The sequence below is a fragment of the Pseudomonas sp. FeS53a genome (assembly GCF_000931385.1).
Lineage (GTDB): Bacteria > Pseudomonadota > Gammaproteobacteria > Pseudomonadales > Pseudomonadaceae > Metapseudomonas > Metapseudomonas otitidis.
Window position 1 is genome coordinate 25,410 of the sequence record NZ_JYFT01000047.1, and the last position, 22,820, is coordinate 48,229.

16 protein-coding genes and 1 pseudogene are annotated in these 22,820 nt (G+C 68.4%); 11 read left to right on the forward strand and 6 right to left on the reverse strand.

Translation table 11 applies throughout. The features are described from left to right. Positions 1 to 308 precede the first annotated feature (308 nt). Together SZ55_RS29085 and SZ55_RS29090 are read left to right on the forward strand one after the other, a co-directional pair. Positions 309 to 599, forward strand: a pseudogene (locus SZ55_RS29085) (HAMP domain-containing protein); the annotation flags it as partial. A 153-nt stretch (positions 600 to 752) separates the two neighbouring features. After that, positions 753 to 1,457: a methyl-accepting chemotaxis protein gene (locus tag SZ55_RS29090; protein ID WP_373870794.1), complete on the forward strand. Its 705-nt coding sequence runs from the start codon at positions 753 to 755 to the stop codon at positions 1,455 to 1,457. 78 nt (positions 1,458 to 1,535) lie between these two features. Here SZ55_RS29090 and SZ55_RS13880 read toward each other — a convergent pair whose 3' ends face one another. From SZ55_RS13880 to SZ55_RS13890, 3 genes are all read right to left on the reverse strand, one after another. Beyond that, entirely contained in the window at positions 1,536 to 2,324 is a 789-nt protein-coding gene (locus SZ55_RS13880; protein ID WP_044406895.1) for a TatD family hydrolase, read from the reverse strand. Between the two features lie 83 nt (positions 2,325 to 2,407). Next, positions 2,408 to 3,991, reverse strand: a complete 1,584-nt coding sequence (locus SZ55_RS13885) for a peptide chain release factor 3 (protein ID WP_044406897.1) — start codon at positions 3,989 to 3,991, stop codon at positions 2,408 to 2,410. Positions 3,992 to 4,096: 105 nt separating this feature from the next. Next, on the reverse strand, positions 4,097 to 5,371 hold the full coding sequence (locus SZ55_RS13890; protein ID WP_044406899.1) for a cation:proton antiporter: 1,275 nt from the start codon (positions 5,369 to 5,371) through the stop codon (positions 4,097 to 4,099). A 435-nt stretch (positions 5,372 to 5,806) separates the two neighbouring features. On the opposite strand from SZ55_RS13890, the gene SZ55_RS13895 reads away from it, so the two are divergent. The 9 genes from SZ55_RS13895 to SZ55_RS13935 all read left to right on the forward strand — a co-directional run bounded on the left by SZ55_RS13895 (position 5,807) and on the right by SZ55_RS13935 (position 18,993). Beyond that, positions 5,807 to 6,970, forward strand: coding sequence for a type III PLP-dependent enzyme (locus SZ55_RS13895; RefSeq protein ID WP_044406901.1), 1,164 nt, complete (start codon positions 5,807 to 5,809; stop codon positions 6,968 to 6,970). A 161-nt stretch (positions 6,971 to 7,131) separates the two neighbouring features. After that, on the forward strand, positions 7,132 to 9,393 hold the full coding sequence (locus tag SZ55_RS13900) for a TonB-dependent receptor (RefSeq protein ID WP_044406904.1): 2,262 nt from the start codon (positions 7,132 to 7,134) through the stop codon (positions 9,391 to 9,393). 128 nt (positions 9,394 to 9,521) lie between these two features. Next, complete coding sequence (locus SZ55_RS13905; protein WP_044406907.1) at positions 9,522 to 10,202, forward strand: Fe2+-dependent dioxygenase; 681 nt, start codon at positions 9,522 to 9,524, stop codon at positions 10,200 to 10,202. Positions 10,203 to 10,219: 17 nt separating this feature from the next. Then, the gene (locus tag SZ55_RS13910; RefSeq protein WP_044406910.1) at positions 10,220 to 11,326 is read left to right on the forward strand and encodes an alpha-hydroxy acid oxidase; all 1,107 of its coding nucleotides are present in this window, start codon (positions 10,220 to 10,222) and stop codon (positions 11,324 to 11,326) included. 229 nt (positions 11,327 to 11,555) lie between these two features. After that, entirely contained in the window at positions 11,556 to 13,766 is a 2,211-nt protein-coding gene (locus tag SZ55_RS13915) for a TonB-dependent receptor (RefSeq protein ID WP_044406912.1), read from the forward strand. Positions 13,767 to 13,948: 182 nt separating this feature from the next. Then, on the forward strand, positions 13,949 to 16,513 hold the full coding sequence (locus SZ55_RS13920; RefSeq protein ID WP_044406915.1) for a PepSY domain-containing protein: 2,565 nt from the start codon (positions 13,949 to 13,951) through the stop codon (positions 16,511 to 16,513). Positions 16,514 to 16,646: 133 nt separating this feature from the next. Next, positions 16,647 to 17,393, forward strand: a complete 747-nt coding sequence (locus SZ55_RS13925) for a 5-oxoprolinase subunit PxpA (RefSeq protein ID WP_044406919.1) — start codon at positions 16,647 to 16,649, stop codon at positions 17,391 to 17,393. Next, positions 17,390 to 18,067, forward strand: coding sequence for a 5-oxoprolinase subunit PxpB (gene pxpB / locus SZ55_RS13930; protein WP_044406920.1), 678 nt, complete (start codon positions 17,390 to 17,392; stop codon positions 18,065 to 18,067). The genes SZ55_RS13925 and pxpB overlap by 4 nt, the downstream gene beginning before the upstream one ends. Then, positions 18,064 to 18,993, forward strand: a complete 930-nt coding sequence (locus SZ55_RS13935; protein ID WP_044406922.1) for a biotin-dependent carboxyltransferase family protein — start codon at positions 18,064 to 18,066, stop codon at positions 18,991 to 18,993. The genes pxpB and SZ55_RS13935 overlap by 4 nt, the downstream gene beginning before the upstream one ends. A 967-nt stretch (positions 18,994 to 19,960) precedes the next feature. On the opposite strand, the gene SZ55_RS13940 is transcribed toward SZ55_RS13935, so the two are convergent. From SZ55_RS13940 to SZ55_RS13950, 3 genes are read right to left on the reverse strand one after another with little or no spacing between them, the layout of a single operon-like run. Then, positions 19,961 to 20,932, reverse strand: coding sequence for a peptide ABC transporter ATP-binding protein (locus tag SZ55_RS13940; protein WP_044406925.1), 972 nt, complete (start codon positions 20,930 to 20,932; stop codon positions 19,961 to 19,963). Then, positions 20,932 to 21,903: an ABC transporter ATP-binding protein gene (locus tag SZ55_RS13945; RefSeq protein WP_044406929.1), complete on the reverse strand. Its 972-nt coding sequence runs from the start codon at positions 21,901 to 21,903 to the stop codon at positions 20,932 to 20,934. The genes SZ55_RS13940 and SZ55_RS13945 overlap by 1 nt, the downstream gene beginning before the upstream one ends. 9 nt (positions 21,904 to 21,912) lie before the next feature. Continuing rightward, positions 21,913 to 22,818 carry an ABC transporter permease subunit gene (locus tag SZ55_RS13950; protein ID WP_044406932.1) on the reverse strand — a complete coding sequence of 302 codons (906 nt, stop codon included), beginning with the start codon at positions 22,816 to 22,818 and terminating at the stop codon, positions 21,913 to 21,915. Between the last annotated feature and the right edge of the window lie 2 nt (positions 22,819 to 22,820).

Genomic DNA, 22,820 nt, shown 5'->3' on the forward strand with positions numbered 1-22,820 from the left:
TCACCGCTGGCATCAGCCAGGGGCGTGCCATCGGTTCCTACTCTCTTGGCCAGGGCTTCCTCAACTCCGCCGCCAGCACCAAGCTCGACGACCTGCTGCTGGACCTGGAGAAGCTCGGCAGCGAGTACGGCCTCAAGCTGCAGGACGCCCTCACCGGCAACCCGCGCGCCCAGGCCGCCCTCAGCCAGCAGGCCGACGCCAGCCGCGCCACCCTCAAGGAGGCCGCCACCCTGTTCGAGGAGCAGGTGATCATGGCCGATACCCTCGACACGCCCTGGGCCAGCTTCTACGACCAGGCCAGCGCGCTGATGGACAAGACCTACGCGCTGAACGACGCCGCCCTGGAGTTCCTGCGCAGCGACCTGGACAAGCGCCTCGGCGAGAAGCGTGTCCAGACCATCCTGCTGGTGGTGGCGCTGGTGGGTGTCTTCCTCGCCATCGTCTACCTCTACAGCGGTTTCTACGTCTCCACCCGCACCACCCTCAAGCGCCTGGGCAAGGTGCTCGACCAGGTGGCCGCTGGCGACATGACCGTCAGCTTCCAGGCCGAAAGCCGCGACGAACTGGGCGAGCTGGGGCAGGTGTTCAACGGCACCGTGGCCAAGATCCATGACCTGATCCAGCTGGTCGGGCAGACCGTCTCGGAGGTCGAACGCCAGGCCAGCCGCGTCCAGCAGGTGTCCGAGGAGAGCAACCTCGCCGTCGCCGGGCAGCGCAGCCAGATCGAGCAGGTCGCCACCGCCATGAACCAGATGTCCGCCACCGCCCAGGAAGTGGCGCGCAGCGCGGCGGCCGCCGTCGGCAGCGCCCACAGCGTCAACGAAGAGACCGTCAACGGCCGCAGCCTGGTGGAATCCCAGCTGGGCAGCATCGAACGCCTGGCCCACGAGATCGAGCAGTCGGTGAACGTCATCAACCAGCTGGCGTCCGACAGCGCCTCCATCAGTCGGGTGCTGGAAGTGATCAAGGGCATCGCCGAGCAGACCAACCTGCTGGCCCTCAACGCCGCCATCGAAGCCGCCCGTGCCGGTGAGCAGGGGCGCGGGTTCGCCGTGGTGGCCGACGAGGTGCGCACCCTCGCCAAGCGCACCCAGCAGTCCACCGAGGAGATCGAACAGATGATCGCCCGCCTGCAGGGCGGTGTCGGCGCGGCCGTGAAGGCGATGAACACCAGCCACCAGATGGCCGGCGGCACCGTCAACCAGTCCGGCCGCGTGCAGCAGGCGCTGGAGAACATCCTTGGCGCCGTGGGGATGATCGTCGACCAGAACCAGCAGATCGCCGCGGCTGCCGAGCAGCAGACCGCCGTCGCCCACGACATCGACCAGAACATCGTCGAGATCAACAGCGCCGGCGAACGCACCGCCCAGGGGGCCAGCCAGACCGAACAGGCCAGCCGCCAGCTGTCCGACCTGGTCGCGCAGCTCAAGCAGCTGATCGGCGCGTTCCGCGTCTGATCGTCAGTCGCAAGCAAAAGCCCGCCAATCGGCGGGCTTTTCGTTTGTTGGCCTACGGGATAGGTCGTAGCCCGGGCTTCAGCCCGGGAACGGCGCCCAGCCGAACAGCTCGCAGGCGTTCCGGCTGCTGGCCGCCGCCAGGGCATCCGGCGTCAGCCCCATCAGTTCGGCGAGGTTGGCGCAGATGGCCGGCAGATATTCCGGGCTGTTGCGCTGGTGCGGATGCATGGAGGGCGCCATGTCCGGCGCATCGGTCTCCAGCACGATGGCGTCCAGGGGGAGGCGCGGCACCACCTTGCGCAGGCGGTTGGCCTGGGGCCAGGKGGGGGCGCCGCCCAAGCCCAGGCGGAAGCCCAGCTTCAGGTACTCGCGGGCTTCCTCGTAGCTGCCGGCGAAGGCGTGGACGATGCCGCCCCGGGCAAGGCGGATGCGCTTGAGGGTGGCGATCACTGCCGCGTGGCTACGGCGCACGTGCAGCAGGGCCGGCAGGTGCAGGTCGACGGCCAGCGCCAGCTGCGCCTCGAACAGCGCCTGCTGGGCGTCGCGGTCGAGTTCGGGGAGGAAGTAGTCGAGGCCGATCTCGCCCACCGCACACAGCTTCGGGTGGCCGGCCAGGGCTTCCAGGCGCTGGCGCAGGGCCGCCAGGTGCTCGGGGCGGTGGTCGGTGAGGTAGATGGGGTGCAGGCCGAAGGCGGCGTACAGGTCCGGTTCGGTCTCGGCCAGGTGCCAGATGCGCGCCCAGTTGGCCTCGAACACCCCCATCAGCACCTGACGCTCCACGCCCAGTGCACGGGCGCGCTGCAGCACGGCCGGGCGGTCGGCATCGAATTCTGGGAAGTCCAGGTGGGTGTGGGTATCGATCAGCATGGCGGTCGGCTGCCTGGGACCTGGCTGTCAGCCTAGCCCAGAGGCGCCGCCAGCGGGCGGCGCCTCCGTGCCGAGGGGGCGAATCAGTGGTGTTCGCGGGTGGCGCGGAATTTCACGTCCGGCCAGCGTTCTTCCATCAGGCTGAGGTTCACGCGGGTCGGTGCCAGGTAGGTGAGGTGGCCACCGCCGTCCACGGCGAGGTTCTCGAAGGCCTTGTCCTGGAACTCCTTGAGCTTCTTCTCGTCCTTGCACTCGATCCAGCGCGCCGACCAGACGTTGATCGCCTCGTAGGCGCATTCCACCTTGTATTCCTCCTTCAGGCGGCTGGCGACCACGTCGAACTGCAGCACGCCGACGGCACCGAGGATGATGTCGTTGTTGCGCTCGGGGAAGAACACCTGGGTGGCGCCTTCCTCGGCCAGCTCCTGCAGACCCTGGCGCAGCTGCTTGGACTTCAGCGGGTCCTTCAGGCGCACGCGGCGGAACAGTTCCGGGGCGAAGTGCGGGATGCCGGTGAAGCCCAGGGCTTCGCCTTCGGTGAAGGTGTCGCCGATCTGGATGGTGCCGTGGTTGTGCAGGCCGATGATGTCGCCGGCGAAGGCCTCTTCCAGCTGCTCACGCTCGCTGGAGAAGAAGGTCAGCGCGTCAGCGATCTTCACGTCCTTGCCCAGGCGTACGTGGCGCATCTTCATGCCCTTCTCGTACTTGCCCGAGCAGATGCGCATGAAGGCGATGCGGTCGCGGTGTTTCGGGTCCATGTTCGCCTGGATCTTGAACACGAAGCCGGAGAACTTCTCCTCGGTGGGCTCGACGCTGCGCTCGTGGGTGGCGCGGGGCAGCGGCTTGGGCGCCCAGTCGACGATGCAGTCGAGCACCTGGTCGACACCGAAGTTGCCCAGCGCGGTGCCGAAGAACACCGGGGTCATCTCGCCCTTGAGGAAGGCGTCCTTCTCGAAGACGTGGCAGGCGCCCTGCACCAGCTCCAGCTCTTCGAGGAAGTTGTCGTAGAGATCGCCCAGGTGCGCGCGGGCCTCGTCGGAGTCCAGCTTCTCGATGACCTTGGTCTCGATGCGCTCATGGCCGTGGCCCGGCACGTAGACGATGATCTTGTCTTCGGCCAGGTGGTACACGCCCTTGAAGTCCTTGTAGCAGCCGATCGGCCAGGTGATGGGCGCGGCCTTGATCTTCAGCACCGCCTCGATCTCGTCGAGCAGCTCGATGGGGTCGCGGATGTCGCGGTCCAGCTTGTTGATGAAGCTGACGATTGGGGTGTCGCGCAGGCGGCAGACTTCCATCAGCGCGATGGTGCGCGGCTCGACGCCTTTACCGCCGTCGAGGACCATCAGCGCCGAGTCCACCGCGGTCAGGGTGCGGTAGGTGTCTTCGGAGAAGTCTTCGTGGCCGGGGGTGTCGAGCAGGTTGATCATGTGCTCGCGGTAGGGGAACTGCATCACCGAGGTGGTGATGGAGATGCCGCGCTGCTTCTCCATCTCCATCCAGTCGGAGGTGGCGTGACGGTCGGACTTTCGCGACTTCACGGTGCCGGCGACGGCAATCGCCTTGCCCATCAGCAGCAGCTTCTCGGTGATGGTGGTCTTACCGGCGTCCGGGTGGGAAATGATGGCGAAGGTGCGGCGTTTGGCGACTTCGGCGGCCTGGATGGTCATGGGTGCTTGCCTGGCTGGAAACGTGGGCGGGCAGGGAGCCCGGAAAAGCGCGGGATTATAGCGGATCGCCGGCTTCAGTAGAGGCCGGCGATCCGGTGTGCAGGGCTAGTGTTCGCCTTGCTCGCCGCGCGGCGCCTGGCCGGGGTAGATCCAGCGCACCAGCGAGCCGATCGACAGGCCCTGCACCAGGATCGACACCAGCACCACGATGTAGGTCAGGGTCAGCAGCAGGTCGCGCTCCTCGCCCGGTGGCAGCGACAGCGCCAGGGCCACCGACACACCGCCGCGCAGGCCGCACCAGGTGAGGATGCGGATCGCGCCACGGGGCACCTGGCGACGGCCCAGGGCCTTCTGCCGCAGCAGGACGATGGCCGGTGCCAGGGTCAGCAGGCGCGACAGCTGCACCGATGCCCCCAGGGCCATGGCCGCCGCCACGTGCAGCCAGCTCAGCGGCAGCAACAGCAGCTCCAGGCCGATCAGCGCGAACAGCAGGGCGTTGAGGATCTCGTCGATCAGCTCCCAGAACTTGTCCAGGTAACGGCGGGTCTCGTCCGACATGGCCAGGGTGCGGCCGTGGTTGCCGATGATCAGGCCCGCCACCACCATCGCCAGCGGCGCCGACACGTGCAGGTGGTTGGCCAGCGCCGCGCCGCCGATCACCAGCGCCAGGGTCAGCATCACCTCCACCTGGTACTGGTCGATGCTGCGCATCATCAGGAACACCCCGTAGCCCAGGGCCGCGCCGAACAGCACGCCGCCCACCGCCTCGTGCAGGAACATCCCGGCCACGCCGGCCACCGTGGGCGCCTCGCCCAGGTTCAGCACGCTCAGCAGGATGGCGAACACCACCACCGCCGTGCCGTCGTTGAACAGCGACTCGCCGACGATGGTGGTCGCCAGCGGCTTCGGCGCCCCGGCCGACTTGAGGATGCCCAGCACCGCGATGGGGTCGGTGGGGGAGATCAGCGCACCGAACAGCAGGCAATAGATGAAGTCCACGTGCCAGCCGAACAGCCCGAAGCTGTAGTACGCCAGCAACGCCACCGCGAGGGTGGACACCAGCACACCGGCGGTGGCCAGCAGGCCGATGGGCCACTTGTAGCTGTGCAGGTCGCGCAGGTCCACGTGCAGCGCACCGGCGAACAGCAGCGCGGGGAGGAACCAGGTCATCAGCACCGAGGAGAAGTCGATGCGCCGCAGCAGCTCGCGGGACTCCTCGTGGAGGATCGGGTAGCCCAGCTCGGACAGGCCGATGGCGATGGCCGAGAACAGCAGCGCCGTGGCCATGATGCCGATGGTCGGCGGCAGCCGGGTGAAGCGGTAGTTGAGGTAGGTGATGAAGGTGGTGAAGACGATGAAGCTGGCGGCGAGATCGAGCATGCGACTCCTTCGTGTGGGCCTGTCCATGGGGGAAGTCGGGAAGGATACGGAACGTGTTCCGCCAGGCCAACGCAAAATCCGTGAAGGGGCTCAAGAACGCGGTTTTGTGCAGCATTCCGGACGCTTCGTTGAGGATAAAAAACAATCAACCACGCAAGCGACAATCGGATGCGAAACGGCGGCATTTTCTGGTTGCCATGTAGGACATGCAGTCCTAAAGTGCGCGCCCGAACGTCCATGCTGGAAACGATCCATCCGGCTCAAGTACTGACGACGAGAGGTTACCGGCGCCCTTGCCCGGTACCGGTGATGCTCGGCGACATGCCTTGGGAAGTAGGCGAACCAAAGTGGGGAAACTGTCAGGCGTTCGCGGTTTCGTATGTCACGAAACCACTCCACCTTTTCAGAACCGTTCAGCCATTTGGAGTCCCTAGCATGTCGATCAAGGTCGAAGACTATTTCGCACCCGCCACTTTCCAGCGCATGAAGGCCTTTGCCGATCAGCACGAGACCCCCTTCGTGGTGATCGACAAGCAGACCATCGCCGACTCCTACGACCAGCTGGTCAGCTGCTTCCCCTTCGCCAAGATCTACTACGCGGTGAAGGCCAACCCGGCCACCGAGATCACCGAGCTGCTGCGCGAGAAGGGCTCCAATTTCGACATCGCCTCCATCTATGAGCTGGACAAGGTGATGAAGACCGGCGTCGGCCCGGAGCGCATCAGCTACGGCAACACCATCAAGAAAGCCCGCGACATCCGCTACTTCTACGAGAAGGGCGTGCGCCTGTTCGCCACCGACTCCGAGGCCGACCTACGCAACATCGCCAAGGCCGCCCCGGGTGCCAAGGTCTACGTGCGCATCCTCACCGAGGGCTCCACCTCCGCCGACTGGCCGCTGTCGCGCAAGTTCGGCTGCAACCCGGACATGGCGCTGGACCTGCTGATCCTCGCCAAGCAGCTGGGCCTGGACCCCTACGGCGTGTCCTTCCACGTCGGCAGCCAGCAGCGCGACATCGACGTCTGGGACGCCGCCATCGCCAAGGTCAAGGTGATCTTCGAGCGCCTGAAGGAAGAGGACGGCATCACCCTGAAGATGATCAACATGGGCGGCGGCTTCCCGGCCAACTACATCCAGCGCACCAACAGCCTGGAGACCTACGCCGAGGAGATCACCCGCTTCCTCAAGGAAGACTTCGGCGACGAACTGCCGGAGATCATCCTCGAGCCGGGCCGCTCCCTGATCGCCAACGCCGGCATCCTCGTCAGCGAAGTGGTGCTGGTGGCGCGCAAGTCCCGCACCGCCGTCGAGCGCTGGGTCTACACCGACGTGGGCAAGTTCTCCGGCCTGATCGAAACCATGGACGAATCCATCAAGTTCCCCATCTGGACCGAGAAGAAGGGCGAGATGGAAGAAGTGGTGATCGCCGGCCCCACCTGCGACAGCGCCGACATCATGTACGAGAACTACAAGTACGGCCTGCCGCTGAACCTGGCCAGCGGTGACCGCCTCTACTGGCTCTCCACCGGTGCCTACACCACCAGCTATAGCGCGGTGGAATTCAACGGCTTCCCGCCGCTGAAGTCCTACTACGTGTAAGGGCTTCATCCCGACAAAGCCCGCCTTCACGGCGGGCTTTGTCGTTTTCGTGTAGGTGGAATCCGTTTGCCGCAAGGGCATTTCCCAAGCGTGCTTTTGCGGATGTTCATGAGAATTCTTATCAAATAGGTTGCCTCCCCTCACCACCGGGAGGACCTTCCATGAAACGCCTTGCCCTGCGCCCGCAACCGGGCCCACGCACCCTGCTCGCCGTCGGCATCGGCCTGGCCGCCGGCCCCCTCGTCGCCGCCGAGCCACCGCGCAGCAGCGCCAGCCTGGAGCTGGAGACGCTGCACGTCGAAGAGCGGCGCAGCGACGGCTACCGCACCGAGCGCTCCGCCTCGGCGAAGAACGCCGTGCCCCTGCTCGACACCCCGCAGACCATCACCGTGGTGCCCGCCGAAGTGATGCGCGACCAGCAGGCCCTGAGCCTGCGCGAGGTGCTCTCCAACGTCTCCGGCATCACCTTCAACGCCGGGGAGGGCGGTGGCGGCTCGGGGGACAACCTCAACATCCGTGGCTTCTCCGCCAGCACCAACCTGCAGATCGATGGCCTGCGCGACAGCGCCCAGAACAACCGCACCGACACCTTCAACATCGAGCAGGTGGAGGTCATCAAGGGCCCCAACTCGGTGTTCGGCGGCGCCGGCACCACCGGCGGCAGCGTCAACCAGATCAGCAAGCAGCCGGGCTTCGAAGCCTTCAGCCGACTCGGCCTGGGCCTGGGCAGCGACCACTACCGGCGCCTCACCCTGGACACCAACCAGCCCCTGCAGGAGCTGGGCAGCGGCAGCGCCTTCCGCCTCAACCTCATGGCCCACGACGACGAGATCCCCGGCCGCAAGCGCCTGGAGCGCGAGCGCTGGGGCATCGCCCCCTCGCTGCTGCTGGGCCTGGGCGAGGACACCAGCCTGACGCTGAGCTACTTCCACCAGCGTGACGACAACGACCCGGACTACGGCGTCCCGGCCTTCGACGGCAAACGCGTGGCCGGGGTCAAGCGCAACGCCTACTTCGGCTGGCGCAACCTCGACCGCGAGCGCATCGACAGCGACGCCTTCACCGTGCGCCTGGAGCACCGCTTCAATGACCAGCTGAGCCTGCAGAACCTCACCCGCTACAGCGAGGTGGAGCGCGACACGGTGATCTCCGCCGCCCACATCAACCTCGACCGCCGCCGCGGTAGTGGTGCGCCGGGCCCCGTCCTCGCCCCCGGCCAGTACCTGCCCGCCGGCCCCCAGGCCTACGGCCGCGACGTCACCAGCCGCATGTGGATCAACCAGACCAACCTCACCGCCGAGTTCGACACCCTCGGCATCGGCCACACCCTGGTGACCGGCGCGGAGTTCTCCCGCGAGACCTACCACCGCACCACCTATGACTACGGCCTGAAGTTCCCCGACGAGGGTTACCCCCTGGCCGATCCGCCCGGCTACTGGAGCGGGCCGGCCCAGCGAAGCAACTCCGGCTACCTCGCCACCCGCCTGTACGACCGCGCCCTGTACGCCTTCGACACCCTGGCCCTGAACCCGCAGTGGGACCTCAACCTCGGCCTGCGCTACGACTGGCTCGACGGCGACGCTGACGACTACAAGCTCACCAAAGGCAACTGGGTGGCCACCGACAACCGCTCCAGCGACGAGCACCTCAGCGGCCGTGCCGGGCTGGTCTACAAACCGGTGGAGAACGGGCGCTTCTACCTGGCCTACGGCACCTCCTTCAACCCCAGTGCGGAGAACATCGCCACCAACGGTGCCGGCCTCAGCGCCGCCACCGAGAAGCTCGACCCGGAGAAGAACCGCACCTGGGAGCTGGGCACCAAGTGGGAGCTGCTGGAGCGGCGCCTGCAGCTGGACGCCGCGCTGTTCCGCGTCGAGAAGCTCAACGCCCGCACCCAGCTTGTCGACGGCACCACCCTCCTCGCCGGCAACCAGCGCGTGCAGGGCCTGGAGCTGGGGCTGACCGGCGAACTCAACGAGCGCTGGAAGGTGTTCAGCACCTTCACCTTCATGGACAGCGAGACCCTCAAGGCCGTCAACGAGCGCGTCGGCGTCTCGGCCAAGGGCCAGGCCCTGGCCAACACCCCGCCGCAGTCATTCAACCTCTGGTCCACCTACGACTTCGACGGTGGCTGGCGCGTCGGCTACGGCGCGCGCTACGTCAGCCAGCGCAACCTCACCGCCAGTGACGACGGCGTCAAGCTCGCCGCCTACTGGGTCCACAGCGCCATGCTCGGCTACCGGGTCAGCGACTCCTTCGACCTGCAACTGAACCTGGACAACCTGTTCGACCGCCAGTACGTCGAGCGCGTCCGCACCCAGCTCGGCACCCAGCAGGGCACAGGCAGCACCGGCGCCCGCTCCTCCGCCATCGAGTACGGCGACGCCCGCGCCGCCACCCTCAACGCCACCCTGTCGTTCTGACGGCCCCGCCGCGCCTGCGGGCGCGGCGCTTTGTCCCGGTTCCTTGGCTGCCGGCAGGCGAGTAAGATGAGCGCCTCATTTGCGAACGCTTATCAGCAGCCTTTGTTCGGCCCGGGAGGGTAGCCCGCGTGATGTTCCATATCCCCGACGTCCTCACCGCCGACGAAGTGCGCCAGTGCCGCGAAGCCCTGGAGCGCGCCGCCTGGGTGGACGGGCGCAGCACCGCCGGGCACATGGCCGTGCGCAGCAAGGACAACCAGCAACTGGCCCCGGACGACCCCCTCGCGCAGCAGATCGGCGACTTCATCGTCGACCGCCTCGGCAGCCACCCGCAGTTCATCGCCGCCGCCCTGCCACTCAAGGTGCTGCCGCCACGCTTCAACCGCTACAGCGGCGGCGGCACCTACGGCAACCACATCGACAACGCCATCTTCAGCGTCCCCGGCACCCACCACCGGGTGCGCAGCGACCTGTCCGCCACCCTGTTCTTCTGCGACCCGGACGACTACGAGGGCGGCGAACTGGTGGTGGAAGACACCTACGGCAGCCACCGGGTCAAGCTGCCCGCCGGCCACCTGGTGCTCTACCCCGGCAGCAGCCTGCACCGCGTCGAACCGGTCACCCGGGGCGCGCGGCTGGCTGCCTTCTTCTGGATCCAGAGCCTGGTGCGCGAGGACAACCAGCGCGCCATGTTGCTGGAGCTGGACGGTGCCATCCAGCAGCTCGGCCAGAGCGTGCCCGAGCACCCCGCGCTGGTGCAGCTCTCCGGCGTCTACCACAACCTGTTGCGGCACTGGTCGACCACCTGAGACCTGAGGAACGCCCCATGAGCCTGCCGCCGTTGCCGCGGATTCCCGCCGAGATCGCCGCCGTCGGCGACTACGAGGCCTTCGCCCGTGAACGCATGAGCCCCGCCGCCTGGGCCTACCTCAGCGGCGGCGCGGCGGACGAGCAGACCCTGGCCGACAACCTCGCCGCGTTCCGCCGCGTGCGCCTGCTCAACCGCGTGCTGGAAGACCTGGGCAGCGGCGACACCCGCGTGCAGCTCGGCGACCTGACGCTGGACTACCCCATCCTGCTCGCCCCGGTGGCCTTCCAGCGCCTGGCCCACCCGGACGGCGAACTGGCCAGCGCCCTGGGCGCCTCGGCCATGGGCGCCGCCCTGGTGGTCAGCACCCAGGCCAGCGTCAGCCTCGAAGCCATCGCTCAGGCCGCCCAGGCGCCCCTTTGGTTCCAGCTCTACATCCAGCCAGACCGCGACTTCACCCGCGAGCTGGTGCGGCGCGCCGAAGCCGCCGGCTATCGCGGCCTGATGGTCACCGTGGACGCCCCGGTGAACGGCCTGCGCAACCGCGAGCAGCGTGCCGGCTTCCAGCTTCCCGAGGGCATCGAGGCGGTGAACCTGCGGGGCATGCGCACATTGCCCCCCAGCGTGGCCCAGCCCGGCGCCAGCCCGCTGTTCGGCAGCACCCTGCTGCAGCACGCGCCCACCTGGCGCGACCTGGAATGGCTGCAATCCCTGACACACCTGCCGGTGTGGGTGAAGGGCGTGATGAACCCCCTCGACGCCGTGCGCGCGGTGGAGCAGGGCGTGGCCGGCATCGTCGTGTCCAACCATGGCGGGCGCACCCTCGACGGCCTGCCGGCGACACTGGACGTGCTGCCGGCCATCGCCGACGCCGTATCCGGGCGCGTGCCGCTGATCCTCGACGGCGGCGTGCGGCGCGGCAGCGACGTGTTCAAGGCCTTGGCCCTGGGCGCCCGCGCGGTCATGGTGGGGCGGCCCTACGTCCAGGCCCTGGCCACGGCCGGTGCTTCCGGCGTCGCTCACGTGCTGCACCTGCTGCGCACCGAGCTGGAGGTGACCATGGCGCTCACCGGCTGCACCCACCTGGCCGCCATCGACCCTTCGCGGCTCTGGCCAAACCCCTGACATTCGTACGGCACCGTTGCCCGTTCATGGCTGGACGCCCCAGGCGGATCGGCGTGGAACGCGCACGTTCGATTCTTCTTGTGCCGGTTTTGGCAATGTTCGACGCTTGATTCTCTTTGTAGGGTTTTTCCGAGTTTTGTAAAGATTATGTAAAGATGAGCAGGTAAATATTTACTGATAAACATTCGCAAATAGAATCGCGCCCCATCTTCACTGGGGAGTGATTCTTATGAGCAACAAGAACGGCCTGCCGCAACGCGCACTGCTGGCTTCCGCCATCGGCCTGGTTTCCGCCTCGGCCAGCGGCCTCGCCCTGGCGGCGGACTCGAACAAACTCGAACTCGGCACCGTCAACGTCGACGGCAAGGCCGAGAAGACCTACAAGGTCACCGAGTCGGCCTCCGCCAAGTACACCGCACCGCTGCTGGACACCCCGCAGACCGTCACCGTCGTCCCCAAGGAGATCATCCAGGAGCAGCAGGCCCTGAGCCTGCGCCAGGTGCTCTCCAACGTTTCCGGCATCACCTTCAACGCCGGCGAGGGCGGTGGCGGCTCCGGTGACAGCATCAACATCCGTGGCTTCTCCGCCAACAGCAACATCCAGATCGACGGCCTGCGCGACAGCGCCCAGACCAGCCGCACCGACACCTTCAACATCGAGCAGGTGGAGGTCATCAAGGGCCCGAACTCGGTGTTCGGCGGCGCCGGCACCACCGGCGGCAGCATCAACCTCATCAGCAAGCAGCCCATGGGCCGCGCCTTCACCCGCATCGGCGCGGGCCTGGGCACCGACAACTACCACCGCCTGACCCTGGACACCAACCAGCCGCTGGAAGAGGTCGGCACCGACAGCGCCTTCCGCCTGAACCTGATGGCCCACGAGAACGACGTACCCGGCCGCGACGAGATCGACCGCGAGCGCTGGGGTGTCGCCCCGTCCCTGCGCCTGGGCTTCAGCGACGCCACCCGCCTGACCCTCAGCGCCTTCCACCAGACCGACGACAACCTGCCCGACTACGGCGTACCGGCCCTGGACGGCAAGAAGCTGGCCGGCGTCGACCGCAACGACTACTTCGGCTGGAAGAACCTGGACAAGGAAGAAATCGAGCAGAACGCGTTCACCGCCAACCTCGAACACGACTTCAACGAAAACCTGCGCCTGCAGAACCTGACCCGCTACAGCCGCGTGGACCGCGACACCGTGGTGTCCGCCTCCCACGTCAACCTGACCGGCGTACCCGCTGGCAACTACCTGCCCGCCGGGCCGCAGGCCTACGGCCGTGATGCCACCACCGAGCTGTGGATCAACCAGACCAACCTGCGCATCAGCGCCGACACCGCCGGCCTGCACCACGAGATCGTCACCGGCGCGGAAATCTCCCGCGAGGAGTACGCGCTCAAGACCTACAACCACGGCCTGGGCACTCCCCTGTACCCGAGCACCGGCTTCAGCCTGTCCAACCCGCCCGGCTACTGGAGCGGGCCGATCAACAAGCAGCTCGCAACCCCGAACGCCTATGGTCGGAATCAGTTGGATGACAAGGCGGTTTACGTCTTCGACACCATTGCGCTGAACGAGCAGTGGGACCTGAACGTGGGGCTGCGCTATGACTGGTTCGACGGTCGCGCCAAGACCTATTCCCCCACCAAGGTGAAAAACGGTGACTTCGAATCCAAGGACAAGAAGCTCAGCAGCCGCGCCGGCCTGGTCTACAAACCGGTGGAGAACGGCCGCTTCTACGTCGCCTGGGGCAACTCCTTCAACCCGAGCGCCGAAAGTATTGCTTCTAGCGGAACAGGCCTGAGCGCCCTGACCGAGAACCTGGACCCGGAGAAGAACGAGACCTGGGAGCTGGGCACCAAGTGGGAACTGCTGGCCGGCCGCCTCGAACTGGACGGCGCGCTGTTCCGTGTCGACAAGACCAACGCCCGCGAGACCATGGCCGACGGCTCCACCCAACTGGCCGGCAAGCAGCGCGTGCAGGGTGTCGAACTGGGCGTGACCGGCCACATCAGCGAGCGCTGGGACGTCTTCGCCAACTACACCTTCCTCGACAGCGAGACCCTCAAGGCCGCCGACACCGCCGCCGGCATCGCCCGTGAAGGCCAGGCGCTGGGCAACACCCCGCCGCGTTCGCTGAACCTGTGGACCACCTACGAGCTGCCTGCCGGCTGGACCCTGGGCTACGGCGCCCGCTACGTCAGCGAGCGCAACGTCAGCTCCAGCACCACCGCCAAGCTGGACGCCTACTGGGTGCACAACGCCATGCTCGGCTACAAGGTCAACGAGAACCTCGACCTGCAGCTGAACGTCAACAACCTGTTCGACAAGGACTACGTGGAGCGTGTGCGCCAGCAGAACGGCACCAACGCCCGCTCGTCCGCCATCGAATACGGCGACGCCCGCTCGGCGATCCTCTCCGCCACCTACTCGTTCTGATGGGGATTGTTCGTGAGCCGCGTCCTAGAGCGGCTCGCGGCCTGGCTGTAAATAAAAGGTAAAACTTCGGAATCGCGATCTGATGCGTCAGGTTCTCAAATAGAATCGCCGCGTTCCGGCATGGTTGCCGTTCCGATCCAGCGATACGGCGGGCCGCCCGGCCCGCTCCCGAGGACTGACACGTGTTCAAGAAGATCCTGTTCCAGCTGCACTGGCTGCTCGGCATCAGTGCGGGCCTGGTGCTGTCCCTCATGGGCGTCACCGGCGCGGCCTACAGCTTCCAGGAGGAGATCCTCGAGCTGTTCAACCGCGACACCCTCCAGGTGGAGGTGCGCGAGGGCGGCGTGTTGCCCCCCGCCGAGCTGGTCAGCCGCATCGAAGCCGCCGCGGGCAAGACGGTCGCCGGCCTCTGGGTGCGCACCGAAGGCGGCGAAGCCGCACGGGTCTTCTTCACCCCGCCACCGGGCGAACGCCGTGGGCCCATGCGCTGGTTCGACCCCTACACCGGCGAACTGCTGGGCGAACCTTCCGGCGAGGCCTTCTTCGGCCTGATGCTGCAACTGCATCGCTTCCTCGCCATGGGCGAGACCGGCAAGCAGATCACCGCCGCCAGCACCCTGGCCCTCATCTTCTTCTGCCTCTCCGGCCTCTACCTGCGCTGGCCGCGCCAGGCCGCGAGCTGGCGCGCCTGGCTGACCCTGGACTGGTCGCGCAAGGGCCGCAGCTTCAACTGGGACCTGCACGCCGTGGCCGGCACCTGGTGCCTGCTGCTGTACCTCCTGGCCGCGCTGACCGGCCTGTTCTGGTCCTACGAGTGGTACCGCGAAGGCCTCAACCGCCTGCTGGCCGATGCCCCCGCCGGGGAGCAGGGCAAGCCGGGCGAGCGCCGGGGCGAAGGCCGTGGCCGCCCAGGTGGCATGCAGGCCCCCGCCGGCCCGCCGCTGGTGGTGGACTACGACGCCGTGTGGGCGAGCATCCGCGACGCCGCCGGCCCGGAGCTGAGCGCCTACAACCTGCGCCTACCCCCGGTGGGCGGCCAGCCGGCCACCGTCTTCTTCCTGCTCAAGGACGCCGCCCACCCGCGCGCCCTCAACCAGATCACCCTCGACCCGGCCACCGGCACCGTCAGCCGGGTGGAGCGCTACACCGAGAAGAGCTTCAAGGCCCAGTTGCTCACCAGCGTCTATGCCCTGCACGTGGGCGAGTACTTCGGCCTGCCGGGGCGCATCCTGATGATGCTGGCGAGCCTGGCCATGCCCCTGTTCTTCATCACCGGCTGGCTGCTCTACCTCGACCGCCGCCGCAAGAAGCGCGCGGTACGGGCCGCCCGTGGCGACCTGGGCGGGCAGGGCGGGGCCGACGCCTGGCTGGTGGGGTTCGCCAGCCAGAGCGGCTTCGCCGAACAACTGGCCTGGCAGACCGCCGGTCAACTGCAGGCCGCCGGCGTGCCGGTGCGCGTGCAGTCCCTGGGCGAGCTGGATGCCGGGCAACTGGCCCAGGCCCGCAATGCCCTGTTCGTGGTCAGCACCTTCGGTGATGGCGAGGCCCCCGACAGCGCCCGTGGCTTCGAGCGCCGCGTGCTCGGCCAGGCCTCGGCCCTGGGCGAGCTGCGCTACGCCGTGCTGGCCCTGGGGGATCGCCAGTACCAGCACTTCTGCGGCTTCGCCCACCGCCTGCAGGACTGGCTCGCCAACCAGGGCGCGCTGACCCTGTTCGACACCGTCGAGGTGGACAACGGCGACGGCCAGGCCATCCAGGCCTGGCAGCGGCACCTGGCGACGCTCTCCGGCAGCGACGTGGTGCCCACCTGGGAAGAGGCGCCCTTCGAGACCTGGACCCTGAGCGCCCGCGAGCACCTCAACCCCGGCAGTCAGGGTGCCTCGACCTGGCGACTGAGCCTGAGCGCCCCGGCAGGGGTTGCGGCCCAGTGGGACGCGGGCGACCTGGTGGACATCCTGCCCTGCCAGGGCGAGCCGGTGGTGGCCGCCTGGCTGGCCCGCCACGGCCTGGACGGCGAAGCGGCGGTGCAGCTCGACGGCCGCACCCTGCCGCTGCGCCAGGCACTGGAAGGGCGCGTGCTGCCGGACAGCTTCGAACATCTGGTCGGGCTGCACGCCCAGGCCCTGGTGGATGCCCTGGTACCGCTCGCCCAGCGCCAGTACTCCATCGCCTCGTTGCCGGTCAACGGCACCCTGGAGCTGATCGTGCGCCAGGAACGCCGCGCCGACGGCGCCCTCGGCATCGCCTCCGGCTGGCTCACCCACTACCTGCCGGTGGGCGCCAGCGTGCCGCTGCGCCTGCGCCGCAATGCCCGCTTCCACCTGGCCGAAGCCGACACGCCGGCCATATTCATCGGCAACGGCACCGGCCTGGCCGGCCTGCGCAGCCTGCTGCAGGCCTCCATCCGCGCGGGCCGTCGCCGTAACTGGCTGCTGTTCGGCGAACGCAACCAGGCCCACGACTTCTACTGCCGCGAAGAGATCGAAGGCTGGCTCGCGCGGGGCGAACTGGAGCGCCTGGACCTGGCTTTCTCCCGTGACCAGGCGCAGAAGGTCTACGTGCAGGACCGCCTGCGCGAGGCCGCCGACGAGGTGCGAGCCTGGGTCGAGGCGGGTGCCGTGTTCTACATCTGCGGCAGCCTGGAGGGCATGGCCGGTGGCGTGGATGCCGTGCTGCGCGAGGTCCTCGGCGACGAGGGCCTGGAGCGCCTGGCCAACGAAGGGCGCTACCGCCGCGACGTGTACTGATCGCCAGGCCGGTTCCGCTGCCCGTACCCGGGCAGCGGAACCCCGGGCTGACGTCCGGGCCACGGCGCTCCGCTGTGGATAACTGCACAAACGCCACCTCGCGTGGGGCGCACTCTGTCGCCATAATCACGCGATGAAAAATCGAATCCTGCTGAACTGCGACATGGGCGAAAGCTTCGGCGCCTGGACCCTGGGCGACGACGAACACGCCATGCCCCTGGTGGACCAGGCCAACCTGGCCTGCGGTTTCCACGCCTCCGATCCCCTCACCATGCTCAACACCGTCGAACTGGCGGTGGACCATGGCGTCACCATCGGCGCCCACCCGGCCTACCCGGACCTGGTGGGCTTCGGCCGGCGGCGCATGGAGCTGTCCCCCGAGGAAGTACGCGCCGTGGTGCTGTACCAGATCGGCGCGCTGGACGCCTTCTGCCGCGCCGCCGGCACCCAGGTCGCCTACGTCAAGCCCCACGGCGCCCTGTACAACGACCTGGTGCGCAACGACGCTCTGCTCGAAGCGGTGCTCGACGCCTGCGCCAGCTACCGCAAGGGCCTGCCGCTGATGGTGCTGGCCCTGGCCGACAACCGCCGCGAGCTGCAACTGGCCGATGCCGCCGACGTGCCGCTGATGTTCGAAGCCTTTGCCGACCGCGCCTACCTCTCCGACGGCCAGCTCGCCCCCCGGCGCCTGCCCGACGCGGTGCACCGCGACCCCGAGCAGATCATCGACCAGGCGGTGGCCATCGCCCGGGGCGAGTCCTTCCCCGACATCGACGGCAAGCCGCTGCAACTGGTGGCCGACAGCCTCTGCGTACACGGTGACAACCCCGAATCCCTGGCGGTGCTGCGGCGCCTGCGAGCCCACCTGGACGCCTCATGATCCGCCTTGAGCCGGTCGGCGCCGAAGCCGTGCTGCTGGTGCTGGCCGACACCCCGGACGACCACCTGCCGCTGCGCATCGCCCGGCTTGCCGAGGCCATCCGCCAGCGGCTCGGCCCGCAGCTCCGCGAGCTGGTGCCGGGCTGGACCACCCTGCTGCTGCACTACGACCTGCTGCAGACCGACCCCGCCCGGCTGGCCGCCGACCTGGCGCCGTTGCTGGAGCAGTGGCAGTCGGCCCCGTCGCCTGACGAGCAAGGGCGTTTGCACCGCCTGCCGGTCTGGTACGGCGGCGAGGACCTGGGCGCGGTGGCGGAGGCCTGCGGGCTGCGTCCCGGCCAGGTGATCGACCTGCACTGCGCGGTGGAATACCGCGTCGGCGCCATCGGCTTCGCCCCCGGCTTCGCCTACCTGGGCGGACTCGACGCCCGGCTCGCCCTGCCGCGCCGGGCCACCCCACGCACCCGGGTTCCTGCCGGCAGCCTGGCCATCGCCGAACGGCAGACGGCCATTTATCCACAGGCCTCCCCGGGCGGCTGGCACCTGCTGGGCCTGTGCCCGCAGCGCCTGTTCGACCCCGCCCAGACGCCGCCTTGCCCGCTGGCGCAGGGGGATCGGGTGCGCTTCGAGCCCATCGACGAGGCCACCTACCGCCGCGAGTGCGTGGCGCCATGAGCGGCCTGCGCGTCATCAAGGCCGGGCCGCTGAGCCTGCTGCAGGACGGCGGCCGGCACGGCTGGCAGCACCTGGGCGTGTCCCCCTCGGGGCCCATGGACCGTCATGCCGCTGCCTGGGCCAACCGCTTGCTGGAAAACGCCCCGACGGCGCCGCTGCTGGAGATCGCCCTGGGCGGCGTCGAGCTGGAAAGCCTCGGCGACACCTGGCTGGCCCTCTGCGGGGCGGAGCTGCCCATCCAGCTGGACGGTGTGGTGCGGCCGAACTGGTCGCGCTTTCGCGTGCACGCCGGGCAGCGCCTCCGGCTCGGCTTCGCCCGCAGCGGTCAGCGCGCCTACCTGGCCATTGCCGGTGGTTTTCGCGTCGAGCCGGTGCTGGGCAGCGTCGCCTGCCAGGCCCGCGAAGGCCTGGGCGGGCTGGACGGCCGCGGCGCTCGCCTGGCCGACGGCGACCTGTTGCCGGGCGGGGGCGGGCAGTTCGCCCGTGGCGCCAGCGTCCCCTGGCCCTGGCAGCCGGACTATCGGGCCGAACGCCCGTTGCGGGTGATGCTGGGCGGTGACGCCGCGCTGTTCGCGCCCTCCGACGTGCAGGCCTTCTTCGCCCAGCCCTGGCAGCTCAGCCCGCAATCCGACCGCATGGGTGCCCGCCTCAAGGGCGAGCCGCTGAGCCCGCCCACGCGCCAGTGGTCCCTCGGCGTGGTGCGCGGCACCGTGCAGGTGCCACCGGACGGGCAACCGATCATCCTCCAGGCCGACCACCAGACCATGGGCGGCTACCCCATCCTCGGCTGGCTCCACCCCCGCGACTGCGACCGCCTGGCCCAATGCAGCGCCCACCAGACGCTGCGCTTCGAGCCTGTGGATATCCCCACCGCCCAGGCCGACCTGCGCCAGTTCCGCCGCTTCTTCGAACCCGCAAAGCCGTAGTGTGGGCCGGGCGGCGTTCCGCTTCAGCCCACCATCCCCCCGCCCTGGGCGCCGCCCGCAGGATGCGGTGAGCTCGGCGAACCGCATCAATCCCGGCCCGCCCAGGCGACGATGGGCTTCGCACAGCTCAGCCCATCCTACGGTTGCCGCGGTCGAAGCCGCCGGTAGGTGTAAGGGCGCCATCCACCCCACGCAGCGACCGTCCTCCGCGTGGGAGCGAATTCATTCGCGATTGGTTTGGCACCGAGATTCGCGGTTGAAACCGCTCCCACAGAAGAGCCGCAGCGGAGCCGTAGGGTGGGCTTCAGCCCACCGCCCCTGCGCCGGGCTAGGCCCGTAGGATGCGGTGAGCCCGGCGAACCGCATCAATCCCGAGCGCCCAGGTAACCATGGGCTTCGCACAGCTCAGCCCATCCTACGGTTGCCGCCGTCGTACCCCTTGAGTGCCGATTCGTAGCCGTAGCCCGGACTTCAGTCCGGGGAGGGGAATCCCGGGCTGAAGCCCGGGCTACAAGGCTGTGCTTCAGCCCACCGTCCACACATCCCGCGCCGGGCACGGTCCGTAGGATGCGGTGAGCCCGGCGAACCGCATCAATCCCGACCCGCCCAGGCGACGATGGGCTTCGCACAGCTCAGCCCATCCTACGGTTGCCGCAGTCGTACCCGTTGAGTGCCGATTCGTAGCCGTAGTCCGGACTTCAGTCCGGGGAGGGGAGTCCCGGGCTGAAGCCCGGGCTACAAGGCTGTGCTTCAGCCCACAGCCCCCGCGCCGGGCACGGCTCGTAGGATGCGGTGAGCTCGGCGAACCGCATCAATCCCGGCCACCCAGGCAACGATGGGCTTCGCACAGCTCAGCCCATCCTACGGTTGCCGCTTTCGTACCTGTTGAGCACCGATTCGTAGCCGTAGCCCGGACTTCAGTCCGGGGAGGGGAATCCCGAGCTGAAGCCGGGCTACAAGGCTCGTGCTAGACGGCGATGCTCTCGGCGTGGTGGCAGGCCACCTGGCGGGCGTCGAGCAGGCGCAGTTCGGGGACTTCGCTGCGGCAGCGCTCGGTGGCGTGGGGGCAGCGCTTGTGGAAGGCGCAGCCGGGGGGCGGGTCCAGGGGGTTTGGCAGCTCGCCGACGATCTTGATCTTCGGTTTGGCCGGGTCCGGGTGGATCGCCGGGGTCGCCGAGAGCAGGGCGCGGGTGTAGGGGTGCAGCGGGCGCTCGTAGATCAGCTCCTTCGGCCCCATCTCCGCCGGGCGGCCGAGGTACATCACCAGCACGTCGTCGGCCACGTGGCGCACCACGGCGAGGTTGTGGGAGATGAACACGTAGCCGGTGTTGAAGCGCTCTTGCAGGTCCATGAACAGGTTGAGCACCTGGGCCTGGATGGACACGTCCAGCGCCGAGGTGGGTTCGTCCGCCACCAGCACCTTGGGGTTGAGCATCATGGCGCGGGCCAGGGCGATGCGCTGGCGCTGGCCGCCGGAGAACATGTGCGGGTAGCGCTGGTAGTGCTCGGGGCGCAGGCCCACCTGCTGCATCATCGCCTGCACCTGCTCGCGGCGTTCGGCGCTGGAGAGTCCGGTGTTGATCACCAGCGGCTCGGCCAGCTGGTCGCCGATCTTCTGCCGGGGGTTGAGGGAGGCGTAGGGGTTCTGGAACACCATCTGCACGTCGCGGCGCAGCTGCTTGCGGTCCTCGCTGCTGGCGCCGGCCACTTCGCGCCCGGCGATCTGCAGGGAGCCGGAGCTGGGCTCCTCGATGAGGGTCAGGGCGCGGGCCAGGGTGGACTTGCCGCAACCGGATTCGCCGACCACGGCCAGGGTCTTGCCGGCGTCGAGCTGGAACGACACGCCATTGAGGGCGCGCACGGTGGCATGGCCCTTGAACAGGCCACGGGACACGGAGTAGTGACGGGTCAGGTCACGGGCGGTCAGGACGGCACTCATCAGGCCACCTCGTCGAAATTGAGCGGGAAGTAGCAGCGCACGGCACCGTGTTCGTAGGCGTCGAGGCTGGGGCGGCGTTCCTTGCAGCTGGCCTGGGCGTAGGGGCAGCGAGGCGACAGCAGGCAGCCCTGGGGCCGGTCGTAGCGGCCGGGGACGATGCCGCGCAGGGTCTCCAGGCGCGGCTTGCCGACGCTGTGTTCGGGAATGGCCTTGAGCAGCGCCTCGGTGTAGGGGTGCGCCGGGGCGTCGAACAGGCGCGGCACGCTGCCCACCTCCACGGCCTGGCCGGCGTACATCACGCAGACGCGGTTGGCGGTCTCGGCGACCACGGCCAGGTCGTGGGTGATCAGCACCAGGCCCATGCCCTGTTCGCGCTGCAGGTTCAGCAGCAGGTCCATGATCTGCGCCTGGATGGTCACGTCCAGGGCGGTGGTGGGTTCGTCGGCGATCAGCAGCTTGGGCTCGGCGGCGATGGCCATGGCGATGGCCACGCGCTGGCTCATGCCCCCGGAGAGCTGGTGCGGGTAGGCGTCGAGGCGGCTTTCGGCGCCGGGGATCTCCACCCGCTCCAGCAGTTCGCGGGCCCGCTGGCGGGCGGCGCGGCCCTTGAGGCCGAGGTGCTGGCGCAGCACTTCCTCGATCTGGAAGCCCACGGTGTAGCTGGGGTTGAGGGCGGTCATCGGGTCCTGGAAGACCATCGACAGGTCCTTGCCGACGATGTGCCGGCGCTGCCTGCCCTTGAGGCGCAGCATGTCGGTGCCGTCGAACTGCATCTGGTCGGCGGTGATCCAGCCGGGGGCGTCGATCAGGCCCATCAGGGCCATCATGGTCACCGACTTGCCGGAGCCGGACTCGCCGACGATGGCCAGCACTTCACCGGCGTTCACCTGCAGGTCGAGGCCGTCCACCACGGGCACGGCGCTGAGGTCGCCGAAGCGGACGCAGAGGTTCTTGATATCCAGAAGGCTCATGGGGGCTCCTCAGGCGGCGTTCTTCAGTTTGGGGTCGAGTGCGTCGCGCAGGCCGTCACCCATCAGGTTGATGGCCAGCACGCTGAGCAGGATGGTCAGGCCGGGGAGGGAGACGACCCACCAGGCGCGCTCGATGTAGTCGCGGGCCGAGGCCAGCATGGTGCCCCACTCGGGGGTGGGCGGCTGGACGCCGAGGCCGAGGAAGCCCAGGGCAGCGGCGTCGAGGATCGCCGAGGAGAAGCTCAGGGTGGCCTGCACGATCAGCGGGGCCATGCAGTTGGGCAGCACGGTGACGAACATCAGCCGCAGCAGCCCGGCGCCGGCCAGGCGCGAGGCGGTGACGTAGTCGCGGTTCAGCTCCACCATCACGGCGGCGCGGGTCAGGCGCACGTAGGAGGGCAGCGAGACCACGGCGATGGCGATCACGGTGTTGATCAGCCCTGGGCCGAGGATGGCGACGATGGCCACCGCCAGCAGCAGGGAGGGCAGGGCCAGCATGATGTCCATCAGGCGCATGATCGAGGGGCCCATCAGGCGCGGGAAGAAGCCCGCCAGAAGGCCCAGGAAGATCCCCGGGATCAGCGACATCAGCACCGAGGCCACGCCGATCAGCAGCGACAGCCGGGCGCCGTGGATCAGCCGCGAGAGCAGGTCGCGGCCCAGTTCGTCGGTGCCGAGCACGAAGCGCCACTGGCCGCCGTCCAGCCAGGCCGGCGGGGTCAGCATGGCGTCGCGGAACTGCTCGCTGGGGTCGTAGGGGGCGATCCAGGGGGCGAACAGCGCGCAGACGATGATCAGGATCATGAAGGCGAGGCCGCCGACGGCGCCCTTGTTGTGGCAGAAGCTCTGCCAGAACTCCTTCAGCGGCGAGGGGTAGAGCAGGGCCGGCTCGACCGGGGGCTGGGCGATGGTCATGG

Excerpts from the sequence above, each read along its gene's own strand:
- SZ55_RS29090 (WP_373870794.1), top strand. The coding sequence starts at position 753 with ATGTCCGCCACCGCCCAGGAAGTGGCGCGCAGCGCGGCGGCCGCCGTC.
- SZ55_RS13885 (WP_044406897.1), bottom strand. The coding sequence starts at position 3,991 with ATGACCATCCAGGCCGCCGAAGTCGCCAAACGCCGCACCTTCGCCATC.
- SZ55_RS13890 (WP_044406899.1), bottom strand. The coding sequence starts at position 5,371 with ATGCTCGATCTCGCCGCCAGCTTCATCGTCTTCACCACCTTCATCACC.
- SZ55_RS13895 (WP_044406901.1), top strand. The coding sequence starts at position 5,807 with ATGTCGATCAAGGTCGAAGACTATTTCGCACCCGCCACTTTCCAGCGC.
- SZ55_RS13900 (WP_044406904.1), top strand. The coding sequence starts at position 7,132 with ATGAAACGCCTTGCCCTGCGCCCGCAACCGGGCCCACGCACCCTGCTC.
- SZ55_RS13910 (WP_044406910.1), top strand. The coding sequence starts at position 10,220 with ATGAGCCTGCCGCCGTTGCCGCGGATTCCCGCCGAGATCGCCGCCGTC.
- SZ55_RS13915 (WP_044406912.1), top strand. The coding sequence starts at position 11,556 with ATGAGCAACAAGAACGGCCTGCCGCAACGCGCACTGCTGGCTTCCGCC.
- SZ55_RS13925 (WP_044406919.1), top strand. The coding sequence starts at position 16,647 with ATGAAAAATCGAATCCTGCTGAACTGCGACATGGGCGAAAGCTTCGGC.
- pxpB (WP_044406920.1), top strand. The coding sequence starts at position 17,390 with ATGATCCGCCTTGAGCCGGTCGGCGCCGAAGCCGTGCTGCTGGTGCTG.
- SZ55_RS13935 (WP_044406922.1), top strand. The coding sequence starts at position 18,064 with ATGAGCGGCCTGCGCGTCATCAAGGCCGGGCCGCTGAGCCTGCTGCAG.
- SZ55_RS13940 (WP_044406925.1), bottom strand. The coding sequence starts at position 20,932 with ATGAGTGCCGTCCTGACCGCCCGTGACCTGACCCGTCACTACTCCGTG.
- SZ55_RS13945 (WP_044406929.1), bottom strand. The coding sequence starts at position 21,903 with ATGAGCCTTCTGGATATCAAGAACCTCTGCGTCCGCTTCGGCGACCTC.
- SZ55_RS13950 (WP_044406932.1), bottom strand. The coding sequence starts at position 22,818 with ATGACCATCGCCCAGCCCCCGGTCGAGCCGGCCCTGCTCTACCCCTCG.